General features: G+C 71.5%; 7 protein-coding genes. 5 read left to right on the top strand and 2 right to left on the bottom strand.

Features of this window, described 5'->3' with window-relative positions:
* The first annotated feature begins 123 nt into the window (after positions 1–123).
* The 5 genes from K7C98_RS24645 to K7C98_RS24625 are packed head-to-tail and all read left to right on the top strand — an operon-like array spanning position 124 to position 7,804.
* A complete protein-coding gene (locus K7C98_RS24645; RefSeq protein ID WP_224194203.1) occupies positions 124–732 on the top strand; it encodes a lamin tail domain-containing protein in 609 nt (202 codons plus the stop codon).
* Positions 723–1,979 (top strand): thermonuclease family protein, encoded by a 1,257-nt coding sequence (locus K7C98_RS24640; RefSeq protein WP_224194202.1) that lies wholly within the window; start codon positions 723–725, stop codon positions 1,977–1,979. Before K7C98_RS24645 ends, K7C98_RS24640 begins: the two co-directional genes overlap by 10 nt.
* A 31-nt stretch (positions 1,980–2,010) precedes the next feature.
* Positions 2,011–4,887 (top strand): lamin tail domain-containing protein, encoded by a 2,877-nt coding sequence (locus K7C98_RS24635; protein WP_224194201.1) that lies wholly within the window; start codon positions 2,011–2,013, stop codon positions 4,885–4,887.
* Positions 4,878–5,402, top strand: coding sequence for a thermonuclease family protein (locus K7C98_RS24630; RefSeq protein ID WP_224194200.1), 525 nt, complete (start codon positions 4,878–4,880; stop codon positions 5,400–5,402). Before K7C98_RS24635 ends, K7C98_RS24630 begins: the two co-directional genes overlap by 10 nt.
* Positions 5,403–5,449: 47 nt before the next feature.
* The gene (locus tag K7C98_RS24625; RefSeq protein ID WP_224194199.1) at positions 5,450–7,804 is read left to right on the top strand and encodes a helix-hairpin-helix domain-containing protein; all 2,355 of its coding nucleotides are present in this window, start codon (positions 5,450–5,452) and stop codon (positions 7,802–7,804) included.
* Between the two features lie 8 nt (positions 7,805–7,812).
* Here K7C98_RS24625 and K7C98_RS24620 read toward each other — a convergent pair whose 3' ends face one another.
* Positions 7,813–9,747, bottom strand: coding sequence for a serine hydrolase domain-containing protein (locus K7C98_RS24620; protein ID WP_224194198.1), 1,935 nt, complete (start codon positions 9,745–9,747; stop codon positions 7,813–7,815).
* A 176-nt stretch (positions 9,748–9,923) separates the two neighbouring features.
* A complete protein-coding gene (gene gcvP / locus K7C98_RS24615; RefSeq protein WP_224194197.1) occupies positions 9,924–12,827 on the bottom strand; it encodes an aminomethyl-transferring glycine dehydrogenase in 2,904 nt (967 codons plus the stop codon).
* Positions 12,828–12,859 lie beyond the last annotated feature (32 nt).

The raw sequence follows: 12,859 nt of genomic DNA, 5'->3' as shown, positions 1-12,859 counted from the left end.
GTCGTGTCGCCGTGGAGTCGATCAAATGTCGCGGCGATGTCTCTGTTTTTCTCCTGGAGCGCGTGCCCCGGCGCCGACTCAGTCGCGTACCATCACTGCCCAGACGTCGTGTTCTTGCGCCGCATGGACAGCTTTTCGCGTCTGGGACCGCCGCTGCTGCTCGCGGCGTCGGTCGGCTGCGTACGCCCGCAGCTGGGGGTCGCCTGTCCGCAAATACAGGCGGGGGACCTGGCGCTGACCGAGCTGCGGCAGAACCAGCCCGGCTCGTACCGCCAGTGGATCGAGCTGTACAACGCCAGCGACGAGCCGATCGCGCTGGCCGGGCTGCGGTTCCAGTTCACCCGCAACGACGGCGTCCCGGCCGGCAGCTTCTTCGTCCGCGACGAGGCGCTGGAGGTCGAGCCGGGCGACTACGTGGTGCTCGGCAGCGACGACCCGATGCGCGCCGCCTACCTCGATTACAGCTACCTGGTCGACTGGCACAGCGCCTCCGACGCCAGCCAGCCGCGCGACCTCCCGAGCGGCGGCCTGCTCGAGGTGACCGCCTGCGGGCGGCTGATCGACCGCGTGGTCCTGCGCAACCTGGCCGCCGAGGGCACCATGTTCTGGCCGGGCGAGCCCGACGCCGCCGGCAACGACGAGGGCGCCGACTGGTGCGTCGACGACTTCACCACCTCGACGGGGCTCGGCCTGTACGGCACCCCGGGGGAGGCCAATCCCGCATGTCCCTGAGGACATGGTCCATCGGACACGCGCTGGCCGTCGCGGCGGCGGCCGTGCTCGCGCCGGCGTGCAACCCGGTCGTCCACCGCTTCGACCGCACCACGGTGGTCGCCAGCCTGGCCAGGGGCAACGAGGCCGCGCTCGTCATCGGCGAGTTCCCGCTGTTGAAGGTCACCGACGGCGACACGATCCGCGTCGCCGGCCTCGACGCCAGCATGCGCCTGCTCGGCCTCGACACCGAGGAGACCTTCAAGCGCAAGTCCGAGTACATGGAGTTCGACAAGGGCTGGGAGCGCTACCTCGCCGAGGCCCAGGCCAAGACGAAGAGCCCGGTCAAGATCCCGACGCCGCTCGGCGAGGAGGCCAAGAAGTTCGCGGAGGCCTTCTTCCAGGACGTCCGCACCGTCCGCCTCGAGCGCGATCACCCCAAGGAGATCCGCGACTTCTACAACCGCTACCTCGCGTACGTGTTCGTCGAGAAGGACGGCAAGACCTACAACTACAACGTCGAGTGCGTGCGCGCCGGCATGAGCCCGTACTTCAGCAAGTACGGCTACTCGCGCCGCTTCCACAAGGAGTTCGTCGCGGCCCAGGAGGAGGCGCGCGCGGCCAAGCGCGGGATCTGGGACCCGGCCAAGCAGCACTACACCGACTACGACCGCCGCCTCGAGTGGTGGAACCGCCGCGGCGACTTCATCCAGGCGTTCGAGATCGAGGCCGCCGACCACAGCAACTGGATCGTCCTGACCCACTGGGACGCGCTCGATCGCCTGCAGGGCAAGGTCGGCCGCGAGGTCGTGGTCCTCGGCGCCGTCGGCGACATCCGCGAGACCGCCGGCCCGACCAAGGTCCTGCTCAGCCGCCGCCGCACCGGCAGCCTGCCGCTGATCTTCTTCGACAAGGACGTGCTGGCCCGCTCCGGCGCGCTCGAGGCCAAGGGCGAGTTCGTCCGCGCCCACGGCGTCGTCACCAAGTACTACAACAAGTACAAGAAGCAGGACGAGCTGCAGATCGTCGTCACCCTGCCGGGGCAGATCCAGCGCGACCTCGAGCCGCCGGCCCCGGCCGAAGACGCCGCCTCCGAGGAGGCTGTCTCTCCGGACATGCCCGAAGCGACAGAGCCCGAGGGGCAGGCCCCCGCGGACACGCTCGACACCGACGCGGCCGACGCGAGCGACGCCGACGCCCGCGCGGTCGAGGCCGCGGAGCGCGAGGGCCGCAACGACAGCCCGGCGCCGCCCGGCGCCGCCCATTGATCGCCCGCCCGGGCGAGACCGAGATCCGACCATGAACCGCCGCACGCTCGCCCGCCTCGCCCTCGTCGTCTCCATCGCCCCGCTGCCGGCCTGCGGCGACAACAGCTCCGGCGGCACCGAGGGGGCCGGCAGCTGCGTCGCCGGGCTCGCCGGCGGCGAGCTCGTGATCACCGAGTACATGCCCGACCCCAAGGGCAGCGACGCCGACGGCATCGAGTGGTTCGAGGTCTACAACCCCGGCACCACGCCGGTCAGCCTCAACGGCGTCGGCCTCGTCAACAGCAAGGCCGACGGCACCGACGCCGACGGCCACCTGATCCAGACCGACCTCGAGATCCCGCCGGGCGCCTACATGACCTTCGGCGCCGTCACCGACGAGACCCGCCCGGAGTACATCGACTACGGCTACGGCAGCGACCTCGGGTCGATGTCCAACACCTCCGGCATGATCACCGTCAAGTGCGGCGGCGTGGTCGTCGACGAGGTCCTCTACGACGCCACCAAGATCAAGGACGGCGTCAGCACGATCCTCGACGGCGACCTCGACCCCGACACCACCGAGAACGACGACCTGTCGAGGTGGTGCACCTCGCCGACCGACGGCGAGCCCTACTTCACCAGCGAGTACGGCTCGCCGCGCCAGGCCAACCCCTCCTGCCCGCTGCCGGCGCCGGAGAACTGCGGCCAGTGCTACGTCGGGCCGCTCCTGCGCGACGCCGTGGCGCCGCAGCCGGGCCAGCTGGTGATCACCGAGGTCATGGCCAACGCCGGCCTGTCGACCATGAGCGTCGGCGAGTGGTTCGAGCTGCAGGTCACCGACGGCGAGTTCGACCTCAACTGCCTGCAGTACGGCGGCAACACCACCAAGTTCGCCGCCGACCCCGAGAGCGCGCAGGTGGTCCAGCAGCCCGAGTGCCTGTCGGTCAAGACCGGCGACACCGTGCTGTTCTCGCAGAAGCAGTGGGACGAGACCGACTTCGTCATCAAGCTGACGCTCAACGACAGCGCCAGCGAGTCGAACCCGAGCCCCGGCGTGTTCATCGCCTGGGCCGGGACGATCCTCGACGAGATCCACTACCCGAGGCCGAAGGACGGCGTCGCCTGGAGCCTCGACCCCGGCGCGACCTCCGTCGCCGGCAACGACGACCCGGCCAACTTCTGCCTCGCCTACGAGCCGTTCGCCGAGGGCGACCTCGGCACCCCGGGGCTGCCCAACCCGGTCTGCCTGGCCAACCCGTGCGACGACGGCGGCCAGGTCCGCGAGGCCCTGTCGCCTGTCCCCGGGGACATCTTCATCACCGAGGTCCACGCCAACCCCTCGACCGGCCTCGGCGAGCCGGCCGGCGAGTGGCTCGAGTTCTTCACCCCGGTCAGCTTCGACCTCAACGGCCTGCAGCTCGGCAAGTCGGCCACCGACATCGACTTCACCTTCGGCGGCGGCCAGTGCCTCAGCGTCGGCCCCGGCCTGGTCCTGCTCGCGCGCGACGGCGCCACCGGCGAGATGCTGGCGCCCGCGGCCACCTACACCGGCCTCGGGCTCAGCAACAGCAGCGGCAACCTGTGGATCGGCGTCGGCGACGTCGAGCTCGACAGCATGCCGTACGACTCGCCGAAGGACGGCGTGGCCCGCCAGGTCGACCCCGCGGTGATCGATGCGTTCATGGTGTCGCTCGACCCGGCGCTCAACGACCCGCCCGAGGCCCGCTGCGACGCGACCGTGCCGTACGCGCCGTTCAACGCCGACCTCGGCACCCCGGGCGCCGACAACACGGTGTGCGGCGGCCCGCCGCCGTCCGGCCAGTGCACCGATCCGGACACGATGATGCCGCGCGACATCGACCCGCCCGCGGCCGGCGAGCTGCTCATCACCGAGTGGATGGCCAACCCGTCGCAGGTCGGCGACACGGCCGGCGAGTGGTTCGAGCTGTTCGCCGACGCCGACTTCGACCTCAACGGCCTCGAGCTCGGCAAGGTGTGGGACCCGTACACCGTCGGCGACACCGTCCCGGCCGCGGGCGACTGCCTCGAGGTCAAGGCCGGCGATTTCGTGCTGATCGCCCGCTCCGGCGACGCGGCGGTCAACGGCGGCCTGCCGGCGCCGCGCTTCGTGACGAAGCTGAGCCTCAACAACTCGAACGCCGGCCTGTTCGTCGGCCACGGCGGCGTCGAGCTCGACCACGTCGCCTACGCCGCGACGAGCGACGGCAAGTCGACCCAGCTGTCGGCGACGCACATCACCCCCGGCGCGCTCGACGTCGCCGTCAACGACGACCCCGCCAACGCCTGCTTCGCCGCGGCGCTCTACAACGCGACGGACAGCGGCTCGCCCGGGGCCGCCAACGCCGCGTGCGGCGGCGGATTCGCCGACCCGTGCTTCGACACCACCCTCAACGCGATGCGCGAGAAGCACTCGCCGGGGGTCGGCGACATCGTCATCAGCGAGTTCCTCGCCAACCCGTCGGGCACGGAGACCGACCGCGAGTGGTTCGAGGTGCTGGCCAACGCCGACGTCGACCTCAACAACGTCAAGGCGCTGTCGAAGTTCGCCCCGACCCCGGCCGAGCTGGCCGCGGGCAAGGTCTTCGGCGGCACCGACTGCATCGCCGTGACCGCCGGCCAGCGGGCGCTCATCGCTCGCAAGGCCGACCCCGCGGTCAACGGCGGCCTCCCGGCGGTCGACGCGACCTTCAGCTTCTCGCTCGCCAACTCGGCCGGCGCGATCTCGCTGTCGGTCGGCGACCTGCTGCTCGACGCCGTGCAGTGGGCGACCAGCCAGGGCGAGGACATCGCCGCCCAGCTCGACCCCGGGACCTCGAACCCCGCGCTCAACGACTCGGCCGACGCCGCGCCCTGGTGCGACGCCGTCGGCCCCGGCACCCCGAAGCAGGAGAACCCCGCATGCCCCTGAAGCACCGGCTCGCGTTCATCCTCACTCTGGCCTTCGGGACAGGCGCCTGCGAGGCCACCGAGCCCGCGGCCGGCACCGACGACGACGGCGAGGAGCCCGAGCTGTCGAAGTGCGGTCCGACCCGGGCCGTCGTCGACAAGGTGATCGACGGCGACACCATCGTCCTCGCCGGCGGCGAGAAGGTCCGCTACCTCATGGTCGACACGCCCGAGATCACCAACGGCAAGAACGAGTGCTTCGGGCAGCAGGCGCGCGAGTTCAACGCCGAGTACGTGCTCGGCCAGGAGGTCACGCTCACCTACGACGTCGAGTGCACCGACGCCTACGAGCGCCTGCTCGCCTACGTCGAGGTGCCGGACGGCGAGCTCAACTCGCTGCTGGTCGCCCGCGGCTACGGGTGCGTGCTCGACATCCCGCCCAACGGCGAGGATCGGGCCGACGAGTTCAAGGCCATGCAGATGTCGGCGCAGGAGCAGAAGGCCGGCCTGTGGGGCATGTGCGGCGACGTCTGCTGATCCGCTGCAGCCTCCGCTTTTCCAGCTTCCGGTCGATGATCCCTCTCATGTCCTCGCGGCCAGCACCCTGCGCCTCGCGCCGCCCCCGCGGCCGCGGAGCGATCGCCGTCTCGCTCGCCCTCGGGCTCGGCGCCGCGCTGGCGCCCGCCCGCGCCGGAGCGGCCCCCTACGAGACCTTCGTCGACGTCGACGACGAGGACGACCTGCTCGAGCTCAGCACCGCCGGCGACATCTCCGGCGAGACCTTCGACACCCTGGTCGAGCTGCTGCGCCGCGGCGTCAACCTCAACAGCGCCTCGCGCGAGGAGCTGTTCACGCTGCCGAACCTGACCTACAAGCAGGTCGACGGCATCATCCGCTACCGCCAGGAGGCCGGCTTCATCTACGACCCGGCCGCGCTGGTGCTGGCCGGCGTGCTCGACCGCGACCAGCTCGAGGCGATCGCCGCGTTCATCTACATCGTCGAGCCCAACCGCCGCTACTCCGCGACCTCCGGCAAGGTGCGCCTGCGCACCGCCTGGTCGCCGCCCGACCGCCGCCTGCCGGCCATGGTCCTCGACGGGCAGGTCCAGACCCTGCGCCACCTCCGGCTCGGCGTCGCCGGCGTGCTCACGCGCAGCCGCGTCGACGACGTCCGCTACGACCCCAACCGCGACGCGCTGTCGGCCGAGCAGCCGCGCCCGCGCGGCTACCTGCCCAAGGTCTACGTGCAATGGGAGGACGACAATTACAACGTCCTGCTCGGCACGTATCGCATCGGCTTCGGCCAGCGCCTGACCTTCGACAACACCCGCAATTACACCCCGAACGGGATCTACCGCGACAACACGATCTATCCGCGCCCGGTCCGCCTGACCCGGCTTTGCAAGGAGTCGGCCGGTGAGCTGGCCAGTTCGCCGTGCGACGGCGACCTCGGCAGCACCTACGTCACCCCCGACTTCCGCTGGCAGGAGACGCTGCAGGGCATCGCCGCCGGCATCAAGAAGCTCGAGCTGCCGGTCGGCTGGATGCAGGCCTACGCGTGGACCAGCGTGCAGGCGCGCAGCGTCTATCAGTACAAGCTGTACGACCCGGCGATCTGCGACGACCCGCGCAGCGACGATCCGCGCTGCGACGCCCCGGCGATCTACAAGCGCCAGCCCGACCCGTTCGCGCCGACGTCCGAGTTCAGCTACCAGACCCTGCCGCGGATGTTCCGCGAGGTCACGAGCGGCGGCAACGTCAGCTACTTCTTCAACCGCCGCTCGTGGATCGGCGCCACCGGCTACGGGACCGCCATCAAGTGGCTCACCGGCGGCAAGGACTACGACTTCCAGGAGTGGGCGCGCCAGCCGTTCGGCGGGCCGTTCGGGGCCGTCGGCCTCAACGGCGCGTGGGGCCACCGCTGGTCCGACCTCGGCATCGAGGTCACGCGCAGCTTCGACTCGATGGCCAGGGCCACCGGCGTCAACCCGGGCGACAGCAAGGGCGGCGGCGGCTTCGCGGCGATCCTCCGCCACACCGCGACGTTCGGCAGGCACGAGATCGAGACGATCGTCCGCTACTACGATACGGAGTTCGCCAACCCGTACGCGCGCCCGCTGGCGTCGCCGGACGTGTACGAGGGCCAGCGCGCCCGCGACGAGGCCGGCGCCCGCATCCGCTACACCGGCAAGCCGAACAAGGCCTCGAACATCCGCACCTACGTCAACGCCTGGGTGTCGCCCTCGACCAAGGCGCCGGGGATCCACGCCTACCTGCGCGGCGACTACCTCGTGACCCGCTGGATGCTGCCGGCGCTGTGGGTCGAGTACCGCGACAAGGACATGCGCAAGACCGGCTACCAGTACTGCTACGGCGGCGACGTCGGCGTGTCCGACCTGGTCTCCGGCGACGACCTCGACGGCGATTCCTACAGCGACGAGCACCTGCTCTACACCAACGTCAACGGCGAGCCGGTGCGCTGCCAGGGCGAGCAGCTCAAGTTCAACGTGCAGCTGGCGTTCATGCCGCACAAGCGGGTCAGGATCGTCCCGCGCTACCAGCAGCGCTTCGTCGGCGACCCGCTCAAGGTCGACCCCGACCTGCCCGGCCTCACGCCCGACCTCTACAACAACGTCGTCCAGGGCGAGCGCACCAAGTACCGCCGCGACTCGCAGGCGTGGCTGACGATCAGCACCCGGCCGATCGATCCGCTGCGGATCCGCGCCCGCATCCGCTGGCTGTCGATGGACACCTCGAGCAACGAATTGCTCGAGCAGTCGCTGTGGAACTACCTCGACGTCGCGTACCTCTTCAAGAAGACCTTCATGATCCAGGTCCGCTACGACCTGTACTTCTGGCTCGACAAGCGCCCGAGCACGCTCGAGCGCATCCCGCGGCCCGAGAACCGCTTCCTGGTGGCGCTCGAAGGCCGCTTCTGAGGCGGTCGTCAGCGGCAGGTCGGCAGCGCGCCGGTCGAGGCGACGTTGAAGCCGACGATCCGCGCCGGCGCGCCGCGGTCGAGGGTCACGCCCAGCTTCGCGGTGCCCTTCTCGCACTTGAGCGCGTAGACGGCCTCGCGCGGCCCGCGGACCTCGAGCGGCTTGTCGAGCGTGCAGACGCCGTGCTCGAACTTCACGTCGGCGAGGGCGCGCTCGAGGCGGGTGCGGGCGAAGCCGGGCGAGAACAGGGCCTCGAACGCGGCCGGGTCGAAGGCGGTGAGCAGCGGCGCGGCGGCCACGGCGGCGGCGTGCAGCTCGGTCGCGGGCTCACCCTTCTGCCACTCGAGCTCGATGCTGTCGATCTTGGGCGTCTGGGCGCTGGTGAGGCCGAGGGTGAGCTCGGCCTCGCCGAGCTCGCACTTGAGGCCGAACACGCCGGACCACGCGCTGGTCGGGCGCTTGAGCTTGTCGAGGGTGCAGTCGCCGAGGCGCTCGTGCAGCCACCGCATCTTGGCGCCGAGCGCCGCGGCCGAGGCCGGGTTGCTCCACCCGTGCGCGGCCCACTTGGCGAAGGTCGGCTCGTCCCACTGCGAGAACAGGTCGACGACGCGCGAGGCCGCCTCGCCGAGCTCGGGCAGCGGCTGCGGAGCGCGGCCGGACAGCGCGCCGGCGCCGTCGAGCACGCGCTGGATGTCGACCGCGATCTGGTCGGTGTTGGCCCAGCTGGCGTTGCCGAGCACGATGATGCCGACGCCCGCGTTCGGCAGCATGCGCACGGTCGCGTGAAAGCCGTCGACCGCGCCGTTGTGGCCGACGACGTAGGCCTGCTCGCACCCGTGCGACACGCTCCACGGCAGGCCGACGCCCGACTCGCCGCCCTCGATGCCGCCGTCCGCGGCCTCGTCGGCGGTGGTGCGGGCGCGGAAGCTGCGATGCGCGCGCAGCCGCTGGGCCTCGCGCAGGGTCGAGCGCGCCAGCGGAGCGCCGTCGGCGTCGGGGCGCGGCGGCCAGGCGTCGAGCTGGAACGCGACGAAGCGCGCGAGGTCGTGGACGGTCGAGAACAGCCCGCCGGCCGCGCTGAGGGCGTTGTGCGCCCGCGGCTTCAGGGCCTTGAGCGTGCCGTCGACGACGACGTGGCCGCTCGTGAGCTGCGCCGGCGCGACGTCGCCGGCCTCCCACACCGTCTCGCTCATGCCGAGCGGCTGCAGGATGGCCTCGCGGATCGCCAGGCCGAACGGCTGGCCGGTGGTCGCGGCGATGATGTGGCCGAGCAACACGAAGCCGAGGTTCGAGTACTCGCTGCCGACGCCCGGCGCGCGCACCAGCGACAGGCCGTCGATCGCGTGCATCACGTCGTCGCGCGTGTACCCGCCCGCGGGCGCGGGCACCGGCAGGTCGGGGTCGCGCGGCAGGCCGGCCGTGTGGGTCAGGATGTCGCGGACCGTCAGCGGGCGCGCGTCGCCGCTGGGATAGACGAGGTTGTTGAGCTCGGGCAGCACGCCCGCGGCCGGGGCGTCGAGGTCGAGCTTGCCCTCCTCCCACAGCCGCAGCGCCGTCATCCCCGTGAACACCTTGGTGATCGAGCCGATCCGGAACGCGGTGTGCGTGTCGATGACGCCGCCGGCCTCGCTGTCCAGCTTCCCGAAGCCCTCGCCGAGCACCAGCTTGCCGTCGACGACGACGCCGATCGCCAGGCCGACCAGCCGATCGGCGGCGACCGCCTTGGCGACGACGTCGTGGATCTTCGGCAGCGCGGCCGCGATCTTGTCCTGCCGCTTGGGATCTTTAAAGACGGGCGGCGGGAGGTCGCGCACCGTCATCGTCGGCCCCATCCGGACCGACTCGAGCGGCGCGGCCGTCGGCTGCGGCGCGGGACGAACGTGGTGGGCACACCCGAGCTCCAGCGCCGCGAGGAAGGACAGGAGAGCGATGCCTCGATGCATCCCGGCGATTATGACCCGGGTGTCGCGCCCGGGAGGTTGAGGCGGTCGACACCCGCGGTGGCATGAAATGGCGGGCGTGCCGAAGGCCACGATGACGGGCGCAGACGCCCGCCGGCGCGTGCCACGGGGCCGGGCAGTCTCGGGCGCTCGCTGCGGAGGCGCCGCGTGGCCTCGCGTCAATCCGCGTACGCGTCCATCGGCGGGCAGGTGCACACGAGGTTGCGGTCGCCGAAGGCGTTGTCGATGCGGGCGACGTGGGGCCAGAACTTGCTGTCGCGGACCCAGGGCGCGGGGAAGGCCGCGACCTCGCGGGGGTAGGGGCGGGCCCACTCGGTGGCGGTGACGACGTCGGCGGTGTGGGGCGCGTGCTTGAGCGGGTTGTTGTCGCGCGGCCACTGGCCTTGCTCGACCTTACGCACCTCTTCGCGGATGGCGATCATCGCGTCGCAGAAGCGGTCGAGCTCGGCCTTCGGCTCGCTCTCGGTCGGCTCGATCATCAGGGTGCCGGCGACCGGGAACGACATCGTCGGCGCGTGGAAGCCGTAGTCCATCAGGCGCTTGGCGAAGTCCTCGGCCTCGATGCCGGCGCTGGCCTTGAGCGGGCGCAGGTCGAGGATGAACTCGTGGGCGACGCGGCCGTTCTCGCCGCGGTAGAGCACCGGGTAGTGGCCCTCGAGGCGCCTGGCCATGTAGTTGGCGTTGAGGATGGCGACCTTGGTGGCGCGGGTGAGGCCGGCGGCGCCCATCATCAGGACGTACATGAAGCTGATCGACAGGATGCTGGCGCTGCCCCACGGGGCCGCCGAGACCGGGCCGATCGCCTGCGCGCCGCCGCACTGGACCACCGGGTGGCCGGGCAGGAACGGGGCGAGGTGGGCGGCGACGGCGATCGGGCCCATGCCGGGGCCGCCGCCGCCGTGCGGGATGCAGAAGGTCTTGTGCAGGTTGAGGTGACAGACGTCGGCGCCGTAGTCGCCCGGGCGGCACAGGCCGACCTGCGCGTTCATGTTGGCGCCGTCGAGGTAGACCTGCCCGCCGTGCTCGTGGATGACGCCGCAGATCTCGCGGATCTGGGCCTCGAACACGCCGTGCGTCGAGGGGTAGGTGATCATCAGCGCGGCCAGGTTGCCGGCGTGCTGGGCGGCCTTCTTGCGCAGGTCGCCGAGGTCGACGTTGCCGCGCTCGTCGCAGGCGACGGCGACGACCTTGAAGCCGGCGAGCACCGCGGAGGCGGGGTTGGTGCCGTGCGCGGAGGTCGGGATCAGGCACACGTCGCGGTGGCCCTGGCCGCGGCTCCGGTGATAGGCGCGGATGACCAGCAGGCCGGCGTACTCGCCCTGCGAGCCGGCGTTGGGCTGCAGCGAGACGGCGGCGAAGCCGGTGATGCTCGCCAGGGCCCGCTCGAGCGCGTCGAACATCGCGGTGTAGCCGGCCGCCTGGTCGCGCGGGACGAACGGGTGGATGTCGCCGAGCTCGGGCCACGACAGCGGCATCATCTCCGAGGTCGCGTTGAGCTTCATCGTGCACGAGCCGAGCGAGATCATCGAGCTCGTGAGCGAGAGGTCGCGGCTCTCGAGGCGGTGGATGTAGCGCAGCAGGTCGTGCTCGCTGTGGTAGCTGTGGAACACCGGGTGGCCGAGGAACTCGCTCGTGCGCGCGAGCTCGCCGAAGCCCAGGTCTGTCCCGCGGGCCAGGTCGTGGACGTCGAGCGCGGTCTGGCTGACGGCGAACACCTCGAGCAGGGCGCCGACCTCCTCGACGGTGCTGCGCTCGTCGAGGGCGACGCCGACGCGGGCGGCGTCGATCGGCCGCAGGTTGATGCCCCGGGCCAGCGCGCGCGCGTGCACGGCCTCGGCGTTGACGCCCTGCAGCGCGACGGTGAGGGTGTCGAAGAACGGGGCGTCGCCGACGTCGTGGCCGAGCTTGCGCAGGCCGGCCGCGAGCGCGGCGGTCAGCGCGTGCACGCGGGCGCCGATCCGCGCCAGGCCCTGCGGGCCGTGGTAGACGGCGTACATGCCGGCCATGATGGCGAGCAGCACCTGCGCGGTGCAGATGTTGCTCGTCGCCTTGTCGCGGCGGATGTGCTGCTCGCGGGTCTGCATCGCCATGCGGTAGGCCCGCTTGCCGCGGGCGTCGCGGGACACGCCGATGACGCGCCCGGGCAGGAGGCGCTTGTGCTCGTCGCGGCAGGCGAGGAAGGCCGCGTGCGGGCCGCCGTAGCCGAGCGGGACGCCGAAGCGCTGGGCCGAGCCGACGGCGATGTCGGCGCCCATCTCGCCCGGCGGGCGCAGGAGCGTCAGCGCGAGCAGGTCGGTGGCGATCACCGCGAGCGCGCCCGCGGCCCGGGCCCTGGCGATGAGGGCGCCGGGGTCGGCGATCCGGCCGAACGTGTCGGGGACCTGCAGCAGCACGCCGCAGACGTCGCCTGTCCCGAAGTCCATGTCCGCAGGGGCAGCCACGCGCACGGCCACGCCGATGGCCTCGGCCCGGGTCTTGACGACGGCGATCGTCTGCGGGTGGCAGTCGTCGGCGACCACGAAGGCGCGCTTCTTGCCGCCGGAGACGTGCAGGCACATCGCCATCGCCTCGGCCGCGGCGGTGCCCTCGTCGAGCAGCGAGGCGTTGCTGAGCGGCAGGCCGGTGAGGTCGCTGATCATGGTCTGGAAGTTGATCAGCGCCTCGAGGCGGCCTTGCGAGATCTCGGCCTGGTAGGGCGTGTATTGCGTGTACCAGCCGGGGTTCTCGAGGATGTTGCGGAGGATGACCCCGGGCGTGTGGCTGGCCGAGTAGCCCATGCCGATGAGGGAGCGCAGGACCTTGTTCTGCTGCATCATGCGGCGGAACGCGGCCAGCGTCTCGGCCTCGCCGGGCTCGCGGCCTTCGACGACGACCGGGCCGAGGTCGAGGGCCGCGGCGGCGCGGATCGAGCCGGGCACCGCGGCCTCGACCAGCGCGTCGAGCGACGCCAGCCCGAGCGTCTGCAACATCGCGGTGATGTCGTCGGGGCGGGGCCCGATGTGGCGGTGGACGAAGGTGTCGGTGGGCGCGAGAAGGGCGGCGATCGGGTCGACGGCGGACATCGGCGGAGCGCATCGTAGCCGCGCGCTCCCGG

This window comes from Nannocystis pusilla (assembly GCF_020073745.1).
GTDB classification, from domain to species: domain Bacteria; phylum Myxococcota_A; class Polyangia; order Nannocystales; family Nannocystaceae; genus Nannocystis; species Nannocystis radixulma.
Note: the sequence above shows the minus strand (reverse complement) of the source record. Positions and strands in the feature narration are given on the sequence as shown.